Source organism: Hymenobacter bucti (genome assembly GCF_042681145.1).
GTDB lineage: Bacteria > Bacteroidota > Bacteroidia > Cytophagales > Hymenobacteraceae > Hymenobacter > Hymenobacter bucti.
In genome coordinates this window covers 23032-47041 of sequence record NZ_JBHUFD010000008.1, presented here as the reverse complement: position 1 = coordinate 47041, position 24010 = coordinate 23032, and the positions used below count along the sequence as shown (strand labels likewise).

Annotated in this window: 15 protein-coding genes; 6 read left to right on the top strand and 9 right to left on the bottom strand. The window is 51.1% G+C overall.

Annotated features, from left to right (window positions below; all coding sequences use genetic code 11):
* Positions 1–96: 96 nt before the first annotated feature.
* Positions 97–534, bottom strand: a complete 438-nt coding sequence (locus ACFSDX_RS18535; RefSeq protein ID WP_382316264.1) for a hypothetical protein — start codon at positions 532–534, stop codon at positions 97–99.
* Between the two features lie 193 nt (positions 535–727).
* Positions 728–1411, bottom strand: a complete 684-nt coding sequence (locus ACFSDX_RS18530; protein ID WP_382316262.1) for a recombinase family protein — start codon at positions 1409–1411, stop codon at positions 728–730.
* Positions 1412–1528: 117 nt separating this feature from the next.
* On the opposite strand from ACFSDX_RS18530, the gene ACFSDX_RS18525 reads away from it, so the two are divergent.
* Positions 1529–2206: a recombinase family protein gene (locus ACFSDX_RS18525; RefSeq protein WP_382316260.1), complete on the top strand. Its 678-nt coding sequence runs from the start codon at positions 1529–1531 to the stop codon at positions 2204–2206.
* A gap of 89 nt (positions 2207–2295) precedes the next feature.
* On the opposite strand, the gene ACFSDX_RS18520 is transcribed toward ACFSDX_RS18525, so the two are convergent.
* Positions 2296–4377 carry a DEAD/DEAH box helicase gene (locus ACFSDX_RS18520; protein ID WP_382316258.1) on the bottom strand — a complete coding sequence of 694 codons (2082 nt, stop codon included), beginning with the start codon at positions 4375–4377 and terminating at the stop codon, positions 2296–2298.
* Positions 4378–4915: 538 nt separating this feature from the next.
* On the bottom strand, positions 4916–6169 hold the full coding sequence (locus tag ACFSDX_RS18515; protein WP_382316256.1) for a PD-(D/E)XK nuclease family protein: 1254 nt from the start codon (positions 6167–6169) through the stop codon (positions 4916–4918).
* Positions 6170–6275: 106 nt separating this feature from the next.
* On the opposite strand from ACFSDX_RS18515, the gene ACFSDX_RS18510 reads away from it, so the two are divergent.
* From ACFSDX_RS18510 to ACFSDX_RS18500, 3 genes are all read left to right on the top strand, one after another.
* On the top strand, positions 6276–6575 hold the full coding sequence (locus ACFSDX_RS18510) for a hypothetical protein (protein WP_382316254.1): 300 nt from the start codon (positions 6276–6278) through the stop codon (positions 6573–6575).
* Between the two features lie 63 nt (positions 6576–6638).
* The gene (locus ACFSDX_RS18505; protein WP_382316252.1) at positions 6639–7436 is read left to right on the top strand and encodes a HipA family kinase; all 798 of its coding nucleotides are present in this window, start codon (positions 6639–6641) and stop codon (positions 7434–7436) included.
* Positions 7433–8317 carry a DUF3037 domain-containing protein gene (locus ACFSDX_RS18500; protein WP_382316250.1) on the top strand — a complete coding sequence of 295 codons (885 nt, stop codon included), beginning with the start codon at positions 7433–7435 and terminating at the stop codon, positions 8315–8317. The genes ACFSDX_RS18505 and ACFSDX_RS18500 overlap by 4 nt, the downstream gene beginning before the upstream one ends.
* Before the next feature lie 145 nt (positions 8318–8462).
* Here the strand turns inward: ACFSDX_RS18500 and ACFSDX_RS18495 are convergent, their stop codons facing one another.
* Genes ACFSDX_RS18495 through ACFSDX_RS18480 form a run of 4 tightly spaced genes read right to left on the bottom strand, consistent with a single transcriptional unit; the run spans position 8463 to position 20258 of the window.
* On the bottom strand, positions 8463–9713 hold the full coding sequence (locus ACFSDX_RS18495; RefSeq protein WP_382316248.1) for a DNA cytosine methyltransferase: 1251 nt from the start codon (positions 9711–9713) through the stop codon (positions 8463–8465).
* An 11-nt stretch (positions 9714–9724) separates the two neighbouring features.
* Complete coding sequence (locus ACFSDX_RS18490; protein ID WP_382316246.1) at positions 9725–10837, bottom strand: RecB family exonuclease; 1113 nt, start codon at positions 10835–10837, stop codon at positions 9725–9727.
* Between the two features lie 5 nt (positions 10838–10842).
* Positions 10843–17187, bottom strand: coding sequence for a DEAD/DEAH box helicase (locus tag ACFSDX_RS18485; RefSeq protein ID WP_382316243.1), 6345 nt, complete (start codon positions 17185–17187; stop codon positions 10843–10845).
* A 17-nt stretch (positions 17188–17204) separates the two neighbouring features.
* The gene (locus tag ACFSDX_RS18480; RefSeq protein ID WP_382316241.1) at positions 17205–20258 is read right to left on the bottom strand and encodes a hypothetical protein; all 3054 of its coding nucleotides are present in this window, start codon (positions 20256–20258) and stop codon (positions 17205–17207) included.
* Between the two features lie 1236 nt (positions 20259–21494).
* Here ACFSDX_RS18480 and ACFSDX_RS18475 point away from each other — a divergent pair.
* Both ACFSDX_RS18475 and ACFSDX_RS18470 read left to right on the top strand, forming a co-directional pair.
* Positions 21495–21947, top strand: coding sequence for a hypothetical protein (locus tag ACFSDX_RS18475; RefSeq protein WP_382316240.1), 453 nt, complete (start codon positions 21495–21497; stop codon positions 21945–21947).
* Positions 21941–23182 (top strand): hypothetical protein, encoded by a 1242-nt coding sequence (locus tag ACFSDX_RS18470; protein WP_382316238.1) that lies wholly within the window; start codon positions 21941–21943, stop codon positions 23180–23182. Before ACFSDX_RS18475 ends, ACFSDX_RS18470 begins: the two co-directional genes overlap by 7 nt.
* 423 nt (positions 23183–23605) lie before the next feature.
* Here ACFSDX_RS18470 and ACFSDX_RS18465 read toward each other — a convergent pair whose 3' ends face one another.
* Complete coding sequence (locus tag ACFSDX_RS18465; RefSeq protein ID WP_382316236.1) at positions 23606–23992, bottom strand: hypothetical protein; 387 nt, start codon at positions 23990–23992, stop codon at positions 23606–23608.
* Positions 23993–24010: the final 18 nt, after the last annotated feature.

Sequence of the window (24010 nt, the reverse complement as noted above, 5' to 3'; positions counted from 1 at the left end):
GCTCACCGCAAGCTAGTTTCAGCCTTCGTTCGGGAACCGACCATCGTCAAGTAAGTTTTACTGCTACTTACTACGCTAGACTAGGAGCGGTTTAGTCTAGCTAATAATAGGTGGAAGCAGCAACTGCTGGGCTTGCAACCAACTAACGGCTTCTAGTTCGTCGGGAAAGAAGCGGTAGGTGAGCGGTAGTTCTTGCGCTTGCGTCCGAATCGTGTCCATAGCTAAGCGGGCAAATACATCGTGGGCCTGCACCACGGCCCCATAGCGATACTCTCCTTCCACAATAGTACGTGGTAGCCAGTGCTGCACCACGTACACTTGCTCAGCCGGCAGGTAAGGCGTCATCTGGCGCTGGTCAACGAGCAGCTTGCCTAAGTGATAGCGCGCGAGGGCCCGCGTCACATGATGGAGTAAGGCCGTAAACTCGTCGAAGTGGCGCGGTCCGGAATGGTAACGCAGGCGCACATGGTCCGCATACTCCTGCACGACGCCCGCGGCATTGCCAAAGTAGAGGGAGGTGGGGAACAGGCTCATACTATAGCAAAAGTAGTGTCGCGCTTGCCAAAACAGAATCCAACCGCTCCAACCGAGAAAGGTAGCAGTTGGTGTTAGGGCCAACACGCCCAAAGACTAGCCAGCGAGTACCTGTCAGTCAACAGCAAGCTACTCGCAGTAGTAAGCGCCGGTGCTTCGTTGGATAGGAGTAAGTACGCTTAGTATAAAGAGGTCATTCGGAAGAGGGGTTATTGCCAACTACTGGGTGCCGTTCGTACAGGCGCTGGACTTGCTTTTGATTGAAGGTCCCCCCACGCGGGGCCGTAAAGCCCAGCGCATTCAACTCCCCCGCCAGCTGACGAAAGCTCACCCCCTGCGCACGGCGCGAGTTGATAAAGGCCGCCGTTTGTCGCAGGCCTGGATGCTGCTGCACCTGTGCTCGCCGCACGAGCAGGCTCTGTTCCCGGGCCGCCTCCGTGAGATTCGCAGGTGTACCCAATTGTGCTCCGCGCGCCTTCTTGGCGGCGAGCGCATCCTTAGTCCGTTTCGAGATGGTCTCGCGCTCGTGCTGGGCGAGCACGGCGAAAAGGCCCACGGTAAGGGTGTTTGCGTCGGGCATGTCGCAGCAGACAAAATCCACCCCTGCGTCGCGGAGCGTCAGGATGAAACTCGCGTTCCTACTTAGCCGGTCAAGCTTGGCAATAAGCAGCACCCCACCTGCCGCGCGGGCCGCGGCCATGGCGGCGAGCAGTTGGGGCCGCTGGTTCTTCTTGCCACTCTCCACCTCGATGTACTCACCCTGCGGTTGGACACCTTTCAGGAAGCTGACTACGGCCGCCTGCTGCGCTTCGAGGCCGAGGCCGGAGGTGCCTTGCTTCTGGGTCGAGACACGGTAGTAGGCAAAATAGGCGGGCATGACAGAACGACTTGTGATTTTAAGCGAAGATAGAGGGTATAGTCATTTGTTAAACGGACGTTTAATAAATGTTATAAGCCCCGCAATAGGGGGTACTTTTGTACCAATTCCCGTTTTATGCTGCCCGCGACCTCCTCTTACGTCCCCTACTACCGGGTAAGCACCGCTCGCCAGGGCCAGTCCGGCCTCGGGCTCGAAGCCCAGCGGGCGGCGGTGGCTGCTTTCGTTGCCGACCCGGCCCAGCTGCTGGGGGAGTTTGTAGAAATCGAGAGTGGCAAGAGGAATCAGCGGCCTCAGCTGTTAGCGGCCATTGACGCGGCCCGAGCGGCGGGGGCCACGTTGCTGATTGCGAAATTGGATAGGCTGAGCCGGAACGCGGGATTCATCTTCGCGCTACGCGACTCAGGCGTGGCATTTGTCTGTTGTGACATGCCGGACGCGAACACTCTTACCGTGGGCCTTTTCGCCGTTATCGCCCAACACGAGCGGGAGATGATTTCTAAACGGACTATCGACGCGCTCACCGCGAAGAAGGCCCGAGGGGCGGTGCTGGGCACACCGGCTAATATGACTCCGGCGGCCATCGCGAAGAGCTTGAACATTCGACAAGAGAATGCCCGTATCAATCAGCAGAACCAGCAGGCGGCACGGCTGGCGGGGCTGTTGCATGCGCAGGGGCACAAGTTGCAGCAGATTGCTCTGGAGCTAAATGAGGGGGGCTACCGTACTCGGCGAGGGAAGTTATTCTTTCCCATGTCAGTGCAGCGGCTACTGCAACGCCATGGAATTAAATGAGAGCAGAATAATTATCAGATAGTTGGTTCCTTCAATGGAGAAGCGCACAGGAAGTATACAGAATGGGATTTTGTATGTGGCGAACCATCTTATCGCCATTCAACGAAGTCTGAATTGTGCTTATAAAGCTCATAGAGCTTTTTAGCAATTGGGCTATTTTTATCCTTTAGTGTTATTACAAGTGTATCTATTGCTCTTGTCAAAGGAATAAGTGTCCACATGTATGTGTACCTATTACGGCGTTCTTCTAGAGAATCGAGAGCAAGTTCATTTGCTACTTCATCATCTTGATATTTATTATCCAAATACTTAATTAATTCATCTAATTCGATGCAAACAACCGTCCAACCTTCAAGACCACGACATGATTCATACTGAATTAATCTATGCTGGTCAATTTTAACTGGATAGTTCCTTCTTAGCTCTTTATTAGTTCCGTCCCAGAAGTCTATTTTACCGGAAAATTCATCAACTAAGTTACAGTGTCTTACTTTTATTAGCTTAGTGAAGAACTCTTTATCATCTTTATGTTTTTTAAATTTAATTTCCTCGGTTCCATCAGTAACTATCCTCGATGGCGGAACTAAAAAAAGCATTTCATATGCTTTATTTCCACTGGACAAGCAATCCTCATACAATTCATTATGCAAATCTATATCATATTTAGAAGTAATAATTACTCTTCCACCCGTAAATAATTCATTAGGCTCTAACTCCCAAGATAAACCTACTTTCTCTGCAAACTGATTTACAAAACCCACAAGATTACTCTTCTGTCTAAAGGACTTCTTTTCATTAGTTTGTTCAAAATCTTTATGAAGTCTCCACTTAGGCTTAATCCAATACGGGTTATTACTTCCTCTTACTTTTTGATCAGGTGCTTGAGCAATTACTATTCTTGAAGGTCCAAATATAGAATAAAGTATGTCTACTTCAAACGGGTTCCAATCTTGTGCTTCGTCAATTAAAATATAATCCCAGCTAATCAACTGGTGATTTTGCTGCATAAAATCCTCAACTTCAGTGTAGTTCTGCTTATTTGCTTTTATAAATTCGGAAAGCTCCTGACAGTATTTAGGATAGTGTGCAAAAAATGCAGCATCATCTAACATATTTTCTCCCGAATATATGCCAAATGCCTCAAATAAGTCTATAAAGAATTTAAATAAAGTCATTATTCCTACGCTCTCTCTTCCTATCCCGTCAGGAATATGTGCTAAGGTGAGAGTGCGTTTTATATCAGCAACAAGGGTAAAATTATAAGTTAGTATTAAACACCTATGTCCATAATTGATGCACAAGTCACAAGCAATATTTAATATTTTGACAGTTTTACCCGTGCCTGCCTTACCTTGAATAATAACAAATTTCCCACCTTTATCTGAATTATCTAGTATAGCTTCGGCATATTTTTGCTCTTTTAGTATTCGTTTTGATATTCTCTCAAAATGCTGCCGCGTTATTTTACCAACATTTTTCTTGACATTCTCAAATAAATCAAAGGCCTTTTTAAAATCATCAATACTTAGCTCATCGTTAAGAAAGCTATTGCAGTTCCAATAGGCGTTACCATTTTTAATTTTCTTGTATGGCTTGTTTTGCGAAAGTAGTAGCATTAATAACCATTGCATACTAAAATCACTTGGCAAAATATTATGTTCGCCAGGTTTTTTGATAATTATTAACTCTTTTGAATCTACATTACTAAGCCAAATAAAATTTGAAATAAAAACATTTTTTTTGACTTCATCTATGTTTTTAAAATACCTTACCAACGAATATTTCTGCTTTTCGTTCTGATAAGTAGCATCATGTAATTTTCCGTTATAGGAGACAAGAACATTATTCATTGTACCTATCTTCACCTCGGTAGCCCTGTGCTTTTTTAATTCTATCACAAAGCAAAAGCTCCAAAACGTAACACCTTCATCTACATATGAAAATTCGCCTTTAGGTCTAAATTTTAGTTTATTCCATAATCCTTTGACTTTAGCCGTAACTACGATGTCGATATCTTTGACTTCTTGACCAAAGAGTGTAACATTAGAGACAATAAGGATATCCCCCTCAGCCTTTTGAGGAATAGAATTTTCAAAAATACCTTTCAGCTTTAATCCAGCTTTATATTCGTCAGTATCCTGCTGACCTTTCAGAATAATATTTACTGGCATAAGTATTTGAAATAAACGTGGCGAATACTAGTTTGCTCAGTTAGCGCGGGTTTGATGCGCCAGCCTTTTTTTAAGCTTCAATTTCACAAAATAGTATATTATTCATCAACTACTTACGCATTGAATTATCGAAAAACTTCAAGCAAACATAAGCAAGATTCGCTACCGCTAGATACACCATCGCCGCTGCGGGCAGGTCCTCGCGCAAGGACACTCTATAAGTAGCGGCCCAAGTTGTGTAACAGTGGATGAACGGATAGTGCGTGATGTAAATTGGATACAAAATACCATCCAAGGAGCAGCACAGTCACCTAGCTGCTCCCCACTCCCAAGCGCACAGCTACCCCCTAACGAAGATGACACTGGGGACGGTGAAAATGATGCAGAGTGCATCGTAGAGCTCATTCTGCTACAACTGCGTGGGGCTGCCGATACAAGCGTAGCCAGCTACACCACCTGAAGGCACAGCACCACATGCAGCCGTGTCAGCCGAGTAGTAGCCCCGCAAAAAACCAGTACATCAAAAATGAACTTCAATCTAGCTACTTCCGCAGTAGCTGTCAAGAGCGGTGGTAAGGCTACCAATTTTTGAGACAAGTTCTTCTAATACTTTGCCTTCAGCGATTTTAGGGTATAAATCCTGGTCGGTTTCTGGACCAACCCAATCCCACCACACCCACCATGACCAGGGCCTTGCACCAGTGCCTAGTAGAGTGCCGAATGCTGTTGGAGCTTCTGGGCTCCAAGACTCTTCTGCTGTGGTATCATCTTGGTACCAGTTTGCTTTGTCAAAGCGAATGCCGTAAAACAATCTTTTTCCATCGAACTCCAAGCCAATAGCATATCGTCCCCAAGGTAATGATTGGGGTGAGCCATTGGGAGAGGGGCGGCGTAACAAGAAGGGTTTAGCAGGGGTCGTATTTAGAAACCCAATATCCTTCCAATGAGAGTCGCCTATCAGGCCAGTAGCTCGTGCAGTCAGACTTTTTGAAAGTTGGTCTAGTAACTGGGCGCGCAAGGCACTGAGGGCCCCTTGAATGTCAAACGCAGTTTGAACATAAGCCGGCGAAGAAGCTAGTGTAGCAGCGATTTCCTGGTCTTGCATAAGCTGGGCGGGTTTTGTGCTCTCAAACTGTAGCCATTGCTCTACTTGGTGGCGGAACTGACGCAGGAAAATGCGCAGGCTTTCGGGGTGGACGTTTTGGTACCAACTGTCCAATAGGGCTAGGATGAAGTTGCGGTAAGTCAGGTTGAGGTAATGGCCGTCGGCTGTCAACTCTTGCAGAAGCTTTGGGTCGAGGCTGTCGTGGCTTGGCTCGCGCTTCTCTCGGCTGAGATAGAGTAGCAGATATCGTTGCTGGTGCCGATGTAATAGTAATTCGCGATAAGAAGTCAGCTGCCGGGGCTGGTCCCGGGTTTGGTCTCGTGGCTTGTTTTCGAGACAGATGCCAAATGTTCGGTCGGCCGAACTCAGGAGCAAGTCTAACTGGCCGTAGTCGGTGTGGCGGCGTTCCGGCTCAACAAGCCACCGAGTCTTAGGCAGTTGAATACCGGCGGGTAATAGCTTTTGTAACTCCTCAATGAACAGCTCCTGGAATATTGGGCCCTGGCCGTGGTCTTCATCGGGGTCGAGAAAAAAGGCCAGCATGTGTGTAGATGGCACTTCGCTCCACGATATAAATCGGAAAGGCGTAAAATCGCGGGCGGTGTAGCGATTAACTAGACGGTTCTCATGCTCTACTCGCTGGTTAACAGCTGCTACCTTATGGAGGCAGGAGATAAGTTCCTTCATGTTACAAGGGGGTCAAAAGATGCAAATAACGACGGTTGTGATAAGGAGCCGCTATACTTTGACTAACAATGGTGAAATTTGCCGTTCCACTAATTTTACCCCGCGAATGAACGCACTTCTGTATTTGCCGCAGCAGCTACCACAGACAATAGAATCTGATGGGCTGAGCGTGCAGGCAGGTTTCGCGCAGGTACTAGAAAGGGTAGCAGTACTACTAGATTGTACACCGGAATTGGTGGATGTACTGGCCAGCGGGCCAGGATACGTAGCGTACTCGATATTTGACAGTGAAGGAGAGGTCAATCTTTCAGCTATGGTAGCGGTGACTGAGATATCAGGGGTGGCTTTTGAGGCAGAGGATGAAGATGCGGTGCTTCGTGGGACAGTGCTGATAGTTAGGGGATAAGATAAAGGTGCTATTTGAACGTTTTATTCTGAACTTGCCGGCCCATCTTCCTACCGACTGCGCTTGCTCCCCATCTATTCCGCCGTTTCTTTTAATGGCCTGATGCCGGGCGGCGGGACCCGACCGTGGGCCGTGTATGTGCGAGATAGCGCAAGCCGCAAGCTGCAGCCCTTCGTAGTAAAGCTATTCCGTGCCTCCCACCTCGACCAGCACCCGCACTTGGCTGCCGAAGTTTTCGGCTCCGTGCTGGCTGAGATGTTTGACCTGCCGCGCCCCGAGCCAGCTCTAATTGATTTTTCCCCAGCTTTCCGCGCCACCCTTGGCGAGCCGCAGCAGCGCCAGCTGGTCGACGTCGCGCCCGGCCTGCTGTTTGGCTGCCGCCTAGTAGAAGGCCCTTACGCCTACTCTCGGTCGTTGCCCCTCAAAAAGCTTGAAGCATACGAGATGGAAACCATCTACGGCTTCGATAACCTCATCCTTAATACCGACCGCCGCCCCGACAAGCCTAATCTGCTCATGCCCGACGATGATGAGGCTATTCTCATTGACCATGAGCTTTCCCTCTCTGGTATTCGTCAGGCTTTCAGTAATTTGTTAGACGGACGCTGGGAACATCTATACCGCCGGCACCTGTTCTATGCTCCCTTAAAAGCCCGTGGTCCCGCTTCCAATGCGACGGCCTTTGGCACCTTTACCGAGTACCTGCGCAGCCTCAACCCCCAACAGATTCTACCGTACCACCAGCAGCTTGCCGAGCTAGATTGCTCCCTACCGGACTTCGATTTATTCTTCGAGTACCTTTGTTACCAAAAGGCCAATGCTGAGCAATTTGCAGCCTTGCTTCGTCAAACCCTCTCGTGAACACGATTTATTTCAACCTGCTCAAATATGTACATTCTCCTTTCCTCGGGGAGGAGGTGAATGTAGGCATTTTGCTTTGCTTCCCGGAGCAGGGGCGGCTGGAATTTCGGCACCCAGCTAACTTTAAACGTTTGCGCAACCTCTACAAGTCGTTCTCCGAGCGCCAGCTTCTCACCTACCTCGATAGCTTTGACAAATGCGTAGCCCGCGCTAATACCGAGCTAGTCAACCAGCTTAGCCCTGAACAGTATGCGGCTTTCATTACCCGTGAGTTAGTGCCCGTCGATGCTACTGTGCTACGCTTTGGCCCCCTCACCAAAGCCGTAGTTGAGGTAGATGACGACCCTCAACTAGTGGCCGACCAATACTACGAGCTGTATTTTTCCGAAACCCAGCCCGCGCCCCGCAGCGGCCAGCATAAGCGCGAATCTTTTATAATCAGTCACTTCCGTCGAAACTTGGAAGCACACGACGCTGGAGTCTTCCAGCTACTGCGTCGTAACGTCGAGGTGCGCGCCGCGGCCACTGCCATCCGCTTCGACTACGTATGGCAAAACGGCACCGAAAATTACATCAAGCCCATCAGCTTTGATTTGGCCGACGCCGGAGAAATCAACCGTAAAGCGGTGTATACCCACGGCTGGCTTCATCTGCTAGCTCCTATAGCTGAGGCCGAGAAGTACCGCTTCGACCTATTGCTAGCCCTTCCCACCGACCGCAGACTTTTCCCGGCCTTTGACAAGGCTGTGGAGATTTTGAACGCTACTATTGCCCCCAAGCAGATTGTTACCGAGGGACGGCTAGAAGAATACTCCCGCGACGCAGCTAATTACCTGCGTCAGCACTACCAGGGTGGCCCGGTCGGCATGTACGCTGAGTAAGCTTTTCTCCGAACGTAAAAGAGCCACCACCTGCAACGGTAGTGACCCTTTTGTATTCATCCCTAGTTGCTTTGCTTATAACTTGTATGGAGCATAGAGGAGATCAGCCTTGTACTGCTTAGTATCTAACATCCTTGCGTTTTGCTTAGATGGCTAATGCTGCCTTATATACAACACGGGGCCTATTGATTTTCTGTGCGCTAGGCCTTACTTCATCTTTAACAACAGCCTGAATACCACAATAAACGCGTAGAATACGGGCTACCGTCTGGGCCACCCCGTATGCAAGTGGCACTGGTACTCCGTTGCAAATCATCTTGAATTTCTTCGTTAGCAGGCCTAGCTCGGTTGGGAGTTTATAAGTGTCTTCTACGCCCTGGATACGTAGCACTTCCCGCACTGACAACCTTTTGCCATTGTAGGGATGCAAATGGACTTCGTTGTTACCGTAGCAGGCTGTTGGACTGAATCGATACCGATGCAGCCTTTTGAATGAGCGGTTAGCTACATTACCCTCTTCTATCGTTGCTGGCTTTTGGGAGAGAAGGTTGAACCGCTCTGTAGCGTTCGCCAATAATTCTTCCTGAGCAGGTGGAACCAGGCATCTGTCCACACACAAAGCATACTGCTTTTCATCCGACGGCCGCGTAGGAGTGGCACCTGCTTTTTCCGTTTTAGGCCATTCGTATCCCCGTTGAGCTTTTACATAGATTTTCTCCGAATCCCAACTAGCCCACCCAGTTTTTGGTGGATTTTGTGCAAATTGTTCTGCAGCAGATGGAGTGAGCAAATCTTTGCGTAGCCCAATCAGAAACAACCGTTCCCGGCTTTGGGGAACGCCATAGTCGAGTGAGTTCAGCTTAGCATAATCTATTACGTAGTCATCGCTCAAAAACTGGCACAACGCCTTAAATTCTGCCCGGTGCTTTTTTTCTAGCAGACCCGTCACATTCTCCATTACAAAAAATGCTGGCCGCATACAAATAATATGCAAACAGTAATGGTGCGTAACGTCGCCCCGCCAGCCATCAAAGCCTGCCCGTAGCCCTGCGCTGCTAAAATCCTGACACGGTGGCCCCCCTATCAGCCCGAAAAACTTTGGCTTTCCATCTGGAAAAGCATTGCGCAAAATAGTGTCTTCCCCACCTAAGTCTAGCAACTTCCCCACTGCAGAAATTTGCACTGGTTCGCTTTCCGGATTCTTCGCCTGCCGCCACGAAGTCATGCCCGCCGCATACAGCTTGGCGAAAACCGGGTCCATCTCATTAGTCCAAGCTGCTGGAAACCCAGCGTTCTCAAACCCCATATCCATCAGCCCACCGCCTGTAAAAAACGATAATACTGGCATAATTTCAGCGGGTGTCTCTGCTTTCGCGGCGACCTGTTTCTTAGCCAAAATACTTGTCGTTAAATCGTTATCAAATCCTCGTCCACTGTATAAATCACTGTAGTTGGCCCTGCTGTAAAAGTACGGGTTCCCGGCGTCTGGCGCACTCCAAAAACTGCTACTCTTTTCCCCAGGCCATCAGCTGCTTCCGCCGCCAAACGGCCAACGGCACCCCCTACCGCCTGAATGCTCACTGGGCCTGTCTCAGTAGCCACCGACAGATTCAAGCGGTTGCTCCTGGGTCTGGAGCTATTCAACTGGCCCATTACATCAGACCCAAGCACCCCGCCAGCCAAAGATAAAAGTGATAAGTAAGGGCTACAGTTTGGCCTATAGGAGCACAGCCGACATATTTCCGGAGCCGGGCGAGCCAGGGCAGAGCCCGTCCCGGCCATCGCTGCTTCCTCTAAAGTATTAAGCAACTCATTCGCTTGCTTCAGCAAGCCCAAGCATTCTGTTGGCTCGAAGGACACAGTTACTTCACCACTGGCCAAACCGAGCAACAGACCCCGTGCAGGCCAGTGTCCCGTTTCTGCCTGGTACATCGCTGCATATAGCTGGAGCTGCTGAGCATACTCTGGCTTAGCTACGGGCAAACTCCCGCCATTACTCGCAGCAAACCTCCCGGTCTTATAGTCTACTATTTCAATCCCGCCCGCAAACCGGCGGATGAGGTCGGCCCGCCCGGTGATGCGTCCTTCCTTACCCAGTTCAATTTCTATACCCAGCTTGGTTTCCGCTTTGGGCAGCCCTGTACTCACAAATGAGGGGAGCAGGTGTTCCACACGTTGCGGGGGCATACTGCCAATAATAGAACGGCGCAAGGCAGCCTTCTTAACGGCATAATTGCGTACGCTTCGTGCTAAAGGTACCAATGCGGCCGTCACTGGATTCGCTGCTAAACGCTGTTCCTGCTTGCTAATTTGCTGCTGCCATTCCTGCTCAAAGCTCTCTACATCAGCAAATGGCCGGTGGGCGTGAGTTTCCAGAATACCGTGTAGCACAAGCCCAAGCACTGCCGCTCCACCGACAGGCAGCGCCGGCGCACCTGACATCTTCAGCAAGTAGCGGTAGCCACACTGCTGCACCTGGCTAAACTGGCTGGGCGACAGTTGCCATTGCTTGTCTGACATCCTGCTTACAGATTAATAGTGTTTTCCCCCTTTATCAGCCATTCGTAGCACTTGCCGGGCCGCCGGGCTAGGTTGAAGCTATCGAGGAACTGAACCCGGCCACTGGCACCAGCAAGGCTATGCGCTTCCGCCAATACCTCGCTCAGCCAGTTGTCTTCCGTCTGTGCCTGCAAGTCCCAGAAAGGATGCACCACGACGGCCACCTTGCGGTCACGGCTAGGCCCCCACACCAACACCGGTACCTGGCTGCTGCCAGTTCCGAGCAGTTCTATTTCCCCCAACTGCTGCCCATCGGTGCCGAAGCTGGCATTGAACGACTTGAGCCAGTCTTGCGCCTGAGCAGGCCAGTCTCGCAACTCAATCCAATTGAAATTGCCATCTGTTCCGGCTAGGTATTCCTTCTCGTCCATTTCCTGTTTGTCGTTCATTATCCGCAATAAGGACAATGCTAACCGCCAGTCTAATAGAGCATGGTAACTCATGTTACGGTAGCCCTTCAGGCAATCATAACAAGCACTATTGCAGCCCTCATTCACGCCGCCTGCATCACCTTTTATGTGTTTAGTAGCCTGAATTTTAGTTAGGTAGCTACCTGACTCAGTCGGGTTCAGCACCTCGTCCAGCAAGCTGTACTTGTCGTTCGCAACGCTCAGTTCTTCGTGCATCTGCCGCACGAAACCTGAGCCGTTTGGTAGAGCATCGCATAGAACAACTTGCCCTACGTAGCGAGGGCTATCCTCCTCGCCAAGTAATACTTGTGTAATTCCAGCGATTTCAATTTCTGCTGGCTCCACGTCCAGTCGGTCAGCCATCGCCCGCTGCAGTAGAAAGGCCGCCGAGTAATAAGCCGCTTTTAGCCCGTGCGCCTGCCGCCCTCTTTCTCGGTGGTCTAGTGCTAGGTTGAGTGCCAGTGGTACGCTGACTGGCTGCAAACGCAGAACCTCCGTCTTTTTGTTAGCTGCTAATGCCAGTCTCTCTTCCGGTCCAGGGTTCCGGTAATTGATTGCGTATCCCTCGTTGACTGGAGTGCCCCACAGGCTGTCCGGGCTCATCAGCCATTGTTCCTTAAACCAGAGAGTGCTTTTTTTAGGCTGTTCCCGGGTGTTGGAGCCATTGGGATACACATGCCCGCGAAACAGCGCTTCCCGTGGGCCTTTGTTCAACCGCCAGGTTGTATCAGCATCGGATAAGCAGAACCGGGCGTTGTTACGTTCATGCTCACTGATGTTAGCATCAGGGCCGGTTTCCTGCTCGGCTAGCAGGGGCGGGCGCTGGCCAAATGAATCGACCGTTTCCCGCTCGTCCCGGCCGCCAGTATAAGCGGTGCGGAAGGCACGGGGTGAGCCTATTTGAAAAACGTGGAACGGTCCGGTCTCCGGGTCTCCAGGTGTCAAGTCAGCGCCGCAGGTATCAACCGGGCACACAAGCGCTGGCATCTGGTCCAGTTCATAAGTCTTGCAGAACGAGCACTCTGGACACTGCAACATCCATTTGCGGGTAGTAAAGGCGCTGATTCCATCTCCAACTCGGTTGCTTAGGACGCGGTTACCATTTTGATTATCTTTCTCCTCGATTTCCGAGGTGAACCCAATCGCCATGTGCACCTCTTTATCCTTCATCTTTTGGGCTCCTGGCGCAAACTCATAAATTGCCAGGTCCAGGGCGCGGTCAATTTTCGGTTTGAGCCATTTACCCTTGCCCGTCCGCTTAAAGCCTAAAAACAGGTCGCGGACCGTTGTGGGCATCCCAAACATTGGCAGTATACCACCTTGCGCAAGCTTCTCCGAAGGCTTGTCGCCCGGCAGCGCAGTACTCGCTAGTACTGCCTGCGCCTGCTGTAGCAAGTCATCCTTGCCAGTGCCCATCACCCAATTCAGGAGCTTTACCCTTAGTGCAAGGTCCGGGTTCGGCATGAACAAGTCCAGCAACTGTTCAATTCTTGCCTGGTTGCTGGCAACCCATCTTTCTAAGGTAAGTTGCAGCCTAACCCAATCCGCAAAGTCGCCGAATTCACCGTGAATCCCGCCACCAGATACGTCAGTCGCGCAGAAGGCGTCTCGCAATATTGCTTTAGCTAATACCCGCCGCATAATGCGCGGCTGGTTCATTGCTAGGAAGGGCGTGGGCGCATCGTCGCCCGTTATTTTGTGTGGGTTAGCGAAGTAGAACTCATCGTGGCTACGCCCCCGGCAAAAAGTAAAGGCCACCGAGTACGCCTGCCCGCGGCGGCCGGCTCGCCCGACTCGCTGCTGGTAGTTAAATCGTTGCGGCGGCATATTCGCCAGCATCACTGCCTGTAGTGCACCAATGTCTACGCCTACCTCCAAGGTTGTTGTAACGCTCAGCAGGTCGATTGTGCGAATTTTAGCTGGCCCTTCATCTTGCAGAATCACATCCCGGAAGTGCCGCTGGCGTTCAAACTGGTCGTCTGTTTGCCCAGTTAATTCTTCACAGTGCAACCGGATAGACTCCCGCGGCTGCACTGCCGCGTGGTAGGCTAGATAGTTGCGGTTCCACAGGAACCTGCAGTCTTTATCAGGCGCTTTGCTGAGATGAGTCCGACAAGAGGTGCATACCCCAGCGGCCCAGTGTAGATGTGGGCGTTTGCAATTGGAGCAGACCCAAACCGGGCTGTGCTCGGTAATGGCTTCCAGCCAAAGCTCGCCTACCAAAACGTTGCCGAAGTCATCCAGCACCGCGTGGCCCGCGCCCTGCAGACATTCTTTTATGTTGTCCAGAACTTGAGTGAAGTTGGCGCCTGGCGCGTGTAGAGTCACTACCTCCTCTATATACTTGCGCACTGGCCGCACAAAGTCAGTTCCCGTGTCAAAAGTTGTTTCTCTAGGATAACCGCCTGGCTCGTAACGATACTTATCGCCTAGAATACGAACTACACTGCTCAGTAAATCTTCCGTGTGCTTCTGTAGCGGAACTGGCAGCTGTTCACACAAGCGTTCAACTAACTTGCTCGCACCACCATCCCCAGCTAGCACCCGCACCATCCCTAGGCCCGATGCCTCTAGGGAGTAAAACAGACGCCGAAATAGCAAATCGGCCACGTTACTGGCTAGCTCCTGCCTAATGTGAGTCTGGAGAATTGGATAGTCGCCTCGCCACGCTGGCGTCGGTAGGCCATCAAAACTCACGCCATTATACCAGGGGCCCTTGCCCTCATCAGCAGGCATTTCTTGCATCTGCCGGGCATTACCGCCCGGATTAATACCAAGGTTGAGGAATCGCCGCACTAGCTCTCCCTTGCCAGAATTTAGGTCATCAGTAAGGTCACGTACCGGAATCCGGGCTTTCCGGACTTTTTCTAGATTCTGCTGCGCCTCAGCTGCCCGGCGTTTGCGTTCAGGCTTATCACCCGAGTAATCAATATCATCTAGCCAGGTATCAATTTTATCGTACAAGTCTGGATTTAGCGCTTCCAACTGCTTTTTACCATCCTCGGATAAAGCTGGTATTTGCTCAAGGCCCGCCAGCATCCGTTTGCCAATCGCCACCTGGTGCAGCAAGTGGTCAGCCACCAGTTCGCGCAGCAAAAATTTGTAGTGGGTGCGCTCGATGTTGTTGGCTGCCTGAGCAGCATCTTCCCGGCTATCGGAAAACAGTACCAGCTTACGAGCCCCTTCCACGTCGGCCGGCAGTTGCATCATTAACTCCTTAGCGAAGGTTTGGCTGGTTTGGGCGAAACCCGTACGGAACCCGCGTACAGAACTTGTTTTTCGCCGGCCTACGGGCTGATTGCGCGGCCCTACTACCTCATGGCATACCCCACATGACGGGCATACCGCGGGCATTGCTTGCACAGTCGTCAGGGTTTCTTCATTGCTGCCGCCTGTAGGCGCAACCGTAAATAATAGTCCTTCTACCCAATCCGGGCCACCCTCTGCACCGTGCTCCTCAACTGGCCCCATGCGCACGTTGCCCGACCGGCTATCGATAGCAGCTTCTACCCAAAGCGCCTCATTTTCTGGCCGCTGCTCCCCAATGCCAGGCTGAGTCCAAGGAAATTGCGTGGCCCGAGCCCCCCAAGGGTGGCCGCTACCCCGTTCATGGCGCGTGTACTGCTGACCTGCTTTTGGCCAGAATACTGCGTAGTCACGGTAGCTGCGCCGCTCTACTAAGACTTCCGCAGACTTTTCAGGTATGCCCTCAATCTCTGGACTGACAGTAAGCATCTGAAAATCTAGCTGGCCATCGGTTGCTTCCCGCAAGCTGAGGCGGCTGCCACCGTAAAAGACGCTACCACAATTATCGCAGTACAGCGACTCGACAATGTGCTGCCCTGATTTCGTACGTAAGTCAGGCTGCGGGTACAGCTTTCCAAATGCTTTCCGCCAAGTTACTTCTAGTTTGTCAGGGTCAGACTCAACTTCATCAGAGGCTGGCAGTGCCGTCCAGAGGCCTTCGATATTGCGGAAGAAAAAGTGAAACCGGAAACGCGGCAGCGCCCGCCCCTCATTCCGCGCTTCCTCCTCCTGAGCTGTACACTCAGGCTGGTCGAGCAGCCCCCGCACAATGAACAAGCCCCGTATTGCTTGCCTTAATACTTCCGAGTCATGGCCCGTACCGAATAGAGAGACAGCAAGGTGCTGAAACCCTTCCGGCAGTGTATCCTTAGCTGGCAGTACTGGAACTGCCCTGATTTTCGGCTTCTTCTCATCAGCTTCTTTTACATTACAGGCTGCGTACAGCCGCTTGCGAAGCTGTAGCTCTTCGCTTAGCAGGGCGTCGGCCAGTTGGTTTAGCGCACTTCCTTCTACAGCTGCATGGCCGCTAAACTTATTAAGGTCACTCGCAATGGCAAGCAAATCAGCTTCCTGCAGCCCAGTCCCACTGCCTGGCACAAATACCTTTGCCAGGTTTTCAAACGCTGCAACCGGCAGCAGACGTGTTTCCTCGTCCACCGGGTCTACCTTAATTGATTGGCCTTCGATAATCGTGAAAACTTCTTTGCCCGCATCCTTAGGAAAACCAAAAAAGTCGTGCAGAAACTCGCGGCTGTCCTTTTCCTTCTCCTCACTGGTTTCCAGCGAAGCACTGCTAGCCAGAATTCTTAGCTGTGAGTGATAAGGGTCTAGGCCCAAGCGGTCCATTACCATGCGCAGCAGGTAGGACACCTCCGTGCCCGCAGTGCCGCGATATAGGTGAAGTTCGTCGACTATTAAGTGAAAAATGCGGTTCTTCTTGGCCTCCTCCCGCTCGTGGGCTGGCAAGTCTAAGCAGGCTAGCCAATCCCTCGTTTTATTGAATATCGGCGCATCCAACTCACGCATCAGCATGATGCTGAGCATCGAGTAATTAGTGATGAGGATGTCCGGCGGTGCTTCCTGCATATCGAAGCGGGAACGCATTTCGGCTTCATCGGCACGGGGGAAATAAGCTGTTAATTCTTTTGCTTTGGCCCTCTTTTTTGCATCTCCAGGTACGTTAAGGCCTTTTTCCTCAATGTACTTCTGTATTCTATCTGCATTGTCGCTGACTGCCCGCAGCTCTTTCCGCAACTCATCCAACTTCCATTCATTGATAACCTGCTTGCCATCCTTATCCTCATGTAGCAATTCACCCGACACCGGGCTAGCACCGGTGTAGCGCCCAAAATGAATCCGGTTACCCGCCGCTTCTTTATCAAGCCATTCCCTTGCCTCATCAGAGTCGAGTGCCCGCCGCAGACGGGTCATCTGATCCTCTACCAGCGCATTCATCGGATACAGAATGAGTGCGCGTACTGCCGCTTGGCGGGTTTCGTGCCCGCGCTGTTGCGCTATCTGGCGCAGCCCCGTCCCACGGCCTCTAGACGTAGTCTTGTCTACCGTGCTACCCGCTGTCAACCTGCCGGCAGCCCCTTTGCGCCACCATTCTTTTGCCGAGGGTGGCATTGGGTTAGGCGCGGGCCAGCTGTGCATTTCCTTCACCATCTGTGCAAACAGGGGAAGCAGGAATGATTCCGTTTTACCCGAGCCAGTGCCCGACGTAATAACGCAGTTCCTGCGCAGCAAAGCCGTTTTTAGCATCTCAACCTGGTGCTTGTAAAGCTCCCGGTTTGGCGCATCGATTAAGCCTGCTTTTACGAGACCACGGAACATTTTCTGCTCCTCCGTGTCCAATAGTCCATCCAGCTCTATCCCTAGTAGCTCTTCGATGCTTTCCTGCTTTATCTGGCTTTTGCTGCCCTGGTACTCCGGTAAAGGCTCCGCCCACGGCTGCCGGTACAGCACCCGGTCCTCGTGCAGCATCTTGCGGCGGCGGTCTTCAATGTCATCAAACCGGGTGCGAAAAGCTGTTTCCACATACCGGATGAAATTGTCACGAATAGTATCGAAAGCACCAATAGGGTCTTGCATGGGTGGGAGAATTAGGACTAGTGTTGGTGTAAGTGCTTAACTATGCGGTCTATCAATAAACCTGCGCCTGGCTGACAGTAGACATTGTATAACCGCGATGTACCATTGTAATTCCGCCTGTCAATCGCTGGCGCTCTGCCGCTCAATAATACAAGAGCCTTAGCCAGCATATCGGGCAGCGGAGCCAACACAGGAATAGCTACTTCATTACCTTCTTTAAGAATAACCTGCCTACTAGCCGCTTGCAGAGCTAGGTACCGCCCCCAATTTTTGTCTACTTGGTACGGTTGGCCATCATGCCACCAGGCGTACCGGCGCTCAAAATCACTCAGGTTGTATTCAAGTAAACAGCTTCGCTGCTTGTAGCTTTCATCATCTGCCGCTACGTCTGGCCAGTTCAGGGTCGAAGGGTCGAATATTTTTTTGCGCCACCCGTCGCGCACAAAAGATCCATTCGGCACCAGCCTATTTTTGTATTGCGTCAAGCTCCCCGCAAATAAGACCAGTTCAACAGGCACCTTGGCATCAAACCCTATATACCGGATGCCACAAGCATTGGCCAGAGCCTCAAACTTCTTCTTAGCCACCGCAGCAGGCGCAGTCAGAATAATAGTATCGGGCAAAAGAAGGTTGTGATTACTCTCTTCAGGGCCCAGTATTTGCGAGCTCATATCAGGAGCTTGCTGCTTGATATAGTTCTGAACACCACTCACAAATGTCGGTGTGCGCCCACCAGTGAGCAGCATCCGCCACACCGCTGCTTCTTTGGTAGGAAGAGGCAGCAAGCTAGGCTGTAAGGCCATTATCTGTTCAGCACCCCTCCGGTATCCGTAATCACCAAATCCCATTTGGGCGTACAGCCGCATCACGCCTCTTTTTTGTCTTATTGTGGGCAACCACTGGTTGCCCTCCAGCCGCCGGCTCAGCCATAGCGAGTCGTATGCCCGCGAAAACTCTTCTAGCGTCAGCCGCCCCTTAGTGGTGAGCAGGTGCAACAACTCATCCCTGCCTTTGCCAGGCGTGGAGTGGCAATATGCTTCGTCACCCACTACTGGCGTAAAAATCGCATTGTAAGCTGTTACCTGACGCTTTATTTTCTCAAGAACGGTAGTGGCCGAGTTAGCACCCCATTCCTGCGGCAAAGACCACGTTTTTGCTAAGTCACCAACACAAAGCCGCGCCAATTCAAGCTGATACCCATTGTAATAGACTATTTCGTGTTCCTTTCCCGCGTGGTCATCAGGGCGCGCCCTTAAGTCGTCATTGTAAGGTCCACGCTTGATTTCCTGTAACTCCTCACTGGCAGCAGATTCTGCAAGTGTATACCGTAGGCCATCGGTGCTCAACTTGTGCCCAGGCACGAATACTATAAACTCATCTCCGCACCTCGTAGTAGTTGGGAGAAGCCATTTGGTAGTATCATCTGCATCCTGCAGCAGTTCAACCGTTACCTCGTCCGAGTTATAGCACAGATGCAACGGCTCTTCTGCGTCTACATTTATCAGGCGAAAAGCCGGAAGCAAGTCCATCAGGTAACGCCGATATTCCAGTTGTATACCGCCTTCAGCTACGATCCGGCCCTCTGCCGTCGGTGCTAAAGCGGCCACTTCCGGGCAGACCCCAATTGGGTTCTTGAGTTTGAAAAGACAATAGTCCTTTGGCACGCCTTCATACCCACTTAGGTCTTGAAATACTCCAGTCGCCTGGAACGATTCGCCCCACCTCCTGATATAGTACGCCGTGGGTATCTCTCGGCAGAGTAGCATCATTTCAACTCCTTGTTCCAATTCGGAAGCTGGAGCCCAGTTAGGCAAATGATACCGGCTCGCCGGCACGAACAGCTGCACATCCGCTGGCCGATAAATGCAGCGCCACCTGTTATTGTCATCCGTCAGTATTCGAGTCGCACTCATGCCCAGTTTTGGCAATAGCGTCGACCACGTAGGAGTTGCTGCATGGCAAGAAACAGTCGGGTAATTTTCACCCACAAGTTGCAGGTCGTCTGGCAAGGGCACATCGGGCCGGATGCGTATCCGGTGCTGCCAGGTAACCCTTTCGGAAGCCCTGTCTATTTGCAGGAAAGGAAGTGCTTCACTCGCCACATCCCCTCTCTCTTTAACACTTTCTATCTTTTCATTATTCGTAGCCTCTTTTCTATACCTAGTGTAATTAGAGCTGCCATTCCATACTCGGAGCACTCCTAATATCATTTCTACAATACTCTTTCCTAATTCGCTAGTAGGATTAGCTAAACTCTCACGAGTTAGCCGGGGAAGCGTCAGTATTTCTGATTTACTACCTTCCAATAACTTCCGCATCCGGTCTGCCGGCATTTCCATGCCTGGCACCAAGTTGCTAGCTACAAAGAATTTTTTCAACTGCTGTAGTACTCGTGGAGGCAATAAGCATTGAGCCAATGGCCAGCCGACATAGGGCCAATTAGGCCAATTATTAGCTCTGCTACGAACTTCTCCTAATTGGCTACTACACTCGTCAATTGTCCAAACTTCCAGTTCTTGCCACATTGACTTCCAGCCTAAACCTGAATCTAAACCACTGAAATATTGGGCATTAATAGTTTCATGCGCTGGCAGTAAGCTGTTATCATGTAGCCATCGATTCAACGTCTTGTAATAGCTGTAAGTATCTCCTAATTCAGCGTCGCCTCCAAACGGCATTGTAAACAGGAGCAAATAGGCCAAGTGAGTTGGGTAACGCAACTGATAAACTTGCCCGCTCTGACGCAATAAGCGAGACCCTGCATTATCTCCCTTTTCTCGCAGCCCTTGCCACTGTGTATAGCAGTTGTACGCACGCTGCACTACCCCTACCCTCCCGCCACCTGCTCCATTTGGCCCTGACCGAACACAGGCCAAGAAGTTGCGCCAGATATACTCATCTGTCAGCGTTTCATCTTTATCCAATTCAAAAGCATCCTGCATCTCTGCAGCTAATCTGCGACCAGCCTCGACAACCTGCTCTTTCGCAAGAAATAAAAAAACTTCTTGTCGAAACCGTTTCGCTTTAAAAAGCTGGTCACCTAACAGGTTATTCCAGTCACTATACGTCATAAAAAGCCCATGTGAAGGCTTATATAGCTTTCAAAGGCCAATAAAACACATAAAATCGGTTGAACTAATCTTTCAGACTCATTATAGTAAAACTTGAGCCGCTAACTACTAGGTGCAAAGCTAATTTTAGAGTGTACGTGCTCCTTCTTCCTGGCTATGAATGAGCAACTAATGGCTGAGAAACTACTCAAACGCCCTATTAATAAGTAGTCCAATAAGGGTCAGCCAGAAAGGTCCGGAAAAAGTGCTTCTACGTGCTGGAAATGCCTCTAGTAAAAGCATCCAATAAGGGCCCCTTTGTTGTTGCAAAACTCCGCCCATTAACAAGGGCCGTGCGGAGAGGCTGGATGCAAGGCCAAAAGCAGTTCACCGATAAAGTTGCCGGCAGCTTCTGCCTCTTCAAACATGTGCCGCGGCACAATCGCTACCGCTGACTTCACGACCTGCTTGGCTTGCGCTTCCTTTAGGGGAAGACGCAAGAACTCGGTAGTTATGTGCGCCGTGTGCATCAAAGTACGGTCGAGCCCGCCCTGGGCCAATTGCTACCGCATTAGGGCCGGCGGCGCTTCGGCACCAATTAGCCCAGGCGGCCGCACACAAAACGATGTCGCTAACCGCCGCGGCCTACCACCACAAGAAGCTGCTCAAATATGGGGGGAAACAGCCGTGGAACATGGCGCTGGTCATCCAACCAGACCACTTACAGGCCATGAAGAGTCTGTTTGGCGTGCTTAAGATTTGCGCGTAGGACGTCGCTGAGTTCGCACAGCAATAGGGAAAGCAATTTGGGTATCGTGCCCCGAGTCCTCCAATAGCCCGCCTATTAAGTGAGATTTGAAAAATTTTAGAAAAAATCTTTTTTTCAAAAAAATAAATACTTAATATTTTTTATAAATACATCATTAAAAGGACTATAATCTACAGAATAAGAATGATTTATAGTTTTGTTATTTGCAGTTAAATAGAATATGTTTTATATAATACTTATTCCGTGCGATTCCATTCGAATGCAAAATATAATCTTGTTAATGCAAAGCAATGAATAAGTGATACTTTTTAGCTAACCAATTACTTTACAAGTAATTATTTTAAGGATAGTAAGAAGCAATTGTTTTATAATAAATATGTTGAAACGCTAATAATTCAAGTTTATGCAAATGTTGTTTTACCTTTGTGTATATAATACACTAACTATTAGTAACTCCACTAAACCATCACAAGTGTATTGCCTATTTTATGATATCGGCACTTAGCCAGTTCGACTCTTCGCCTGCTCTCCTGCAGGCCGGTTTATCTATCTCCGGCAATGGAATAAGCGGGATAGATCTGGTAGTCCCGCTCCTAGCGGCTATCAACATGTGCGCCTGCTTTATCGCGCGTAAGGAAATGCAAGGGCTCTCCAACAAAGCGGTGACTGCCGTGGCAGCAGCTGTGCAAAACGAACAGGTGCTACCCGGTAAGCAAGCTCCGGAGGTGTCAGCTCTGCGAGCTCAACTGGTATGGGCAGAGTGCAAGGCCGACCAGTTCCCTGCTTTTACTGGTGGAACTAGCACAGCCCGTTTGAAGCGCGGGGAAGTGCTGGTAACGCTGCCAGCACCTCGTCAAATCGAGGATCGGCGTAAATATGCCTGGCACACGAAGGAGGCCGCTATACAGCAAAAAGCGATGGGGGACGCTGCCGTATGCTAACGCAAGCAGATAAGGAGATGCAGCAGGCGCTCGTCGTGTGCGCTAAAAATATTACTGAGGCGCCCGAAGCCCGGTTGGAAAGTTCCGTTGGTAACGGCAAGGCATCACGCCGCACGGGTCAAAAAGGAGACACCCCTACCTTAAACTCGTACCTCGACCATCTACTGGCAACGCGCCAGGAACTTCGGGAGCGGGTGGCGGGCACCGTCGCCCGCGCCGAACCCATCCTGCACCAAAACGGGCAAGGTATCATCTGGCCCCACACCATCAACCTCATTCAGGGGCAAACGGGCACTCACAAGAGTCGGGTCGCGGAACTCATCTGCTCCATCCTCATCGCCCGACAGGAGCTGCGTGGAGAAACCCTCGGGCTTGCCCTTGATAGCCTCCCCGAGCATCCCTATTCGGTGTGCTACGTGGACACGGAGCGTAATCTGCAGGAGCAGTTTATTCAGGCCATTCAAACGATGAAGCAGCGCGCGGGGTACGCGTACCATGAGCACCCCGCCCACTTCGACTACAACTCGCTGCTGGATATTCCACGCACCGATCGGCTCGAAGCCCTGCGTCAGTACCTCGACCATATTCGAGGCCGGATGGCCGGGCACCTGCTGATTATCCTCGACCAGTTGGCCGATTGCGTGGCGGACTTCAACGACCCGAAGGAAAGTATGCTGCTGACCGACCTGCTGAACGTGATGGTCAATAAGCAGGACGTCACGTTTCTGTGCATCATTCACGAGAACCCCGGCGGCTCGAAAGCCCGTGGGCATTTAGGTACGGAGGGCGCGAATAAGGCTAGTACGGTCCTGCAGGTAGGCTTCCTAAAGTCGGCCAGTGGTACGCCCAGCGATGTACTGCAGATGAAGTACATCAAGCGGCGTTCGGGGGCGCCGAACCTGACTTTCCGGGTGCAGTATGATGCCGAGAAAGGTGAGCTGGTGTGGGCCGATAAGGACGCGGAAAAAGCGGCCTTGGATGGCCGCAAGCTAACGGCCATCCCCTCTGAGGTCATCGCTGAATTAGGCGCACTACTGGCTAAGCCGCTGCCAGTTACCCAACTCAAGATTCAGCTAAGCGAGAAGCTTGAGGCATGTGAGAAGACCATCGGCCACCGGCTCGACGAGCTTATTACTAAGCAAACGAAAGTGCCAGATGCTAACGGCGTGTTATGTACGCTAAAACAGGAAAAGAAAGGGAACCGCAAACTGTGCTTGCTGGTACCAATCCAGTAAGATGGACAGCCCCGCCAAGCAGGAAATCTCCCTAAATTGAGCCGGAAATAAAAAATTACTAGAAGAGAGTCGTTCGCGTGCTCGCGAAGCGAAAAAGCACGCGTGGGGGTTCGGGGGCCAAGAGCCCCTGATTGGGCGGCGAGCTTTCGCTTACCGGAAACTGGAAGTAGTCATATAAGTAGTTTTCTCCTTTCCAGTAGGCCAGCACTGCTAAAAGCCCCCGCCCCGTTAAGGAAGTGGGGGCTTTTTAATAGTAGTGGAAACCCGTAAGGTCGTATAGTGGGGTTTCCGGTTTCCAGTATGGGTAGTGCAGGTGCCGGCTCGCCACTCAATCAGGGGCTCTTGGCCCCCGAACCCCCACGCGTGCTTTTTCGCTTCGCGAGCACGCGAACGACTCTCTTCTAGTAATTTTTTATTTCCGGCCTATTTGTAGGCCCTGATGTCCTCGCAGTCTAGGAAGTAAATAATCTCCATGACGTCAGCGTTCGGGTCCGAGAGTGGCATGAAAAGTACCCGTCGGGCCACTCGTACGTCCGTCGGCACGTAGTGGTAGTAGTTGCTGGCGGTTAGCTCATCGCCGACAACGGGCAGGGCTCCCGTGCGCGCGTAGAAAGCGCAAATGATAAGTTGCAATTCCTGTTCTAGAGGCTCTAATTCCGCATAAGCCGCTTGCTCTTCGTACTCTGAAACCTCCGTGATGCGGGCTCCGCCCGTACGGCCGCAGTACCGCAGGAAAGGAGTGAAGAAGTGGTTGTCCCACATGATTTGAATGCGCAGGGTAGGACTAATGGCGAGGGCGGCGGCGGACATAAAAGGTAGTAAGAAGTG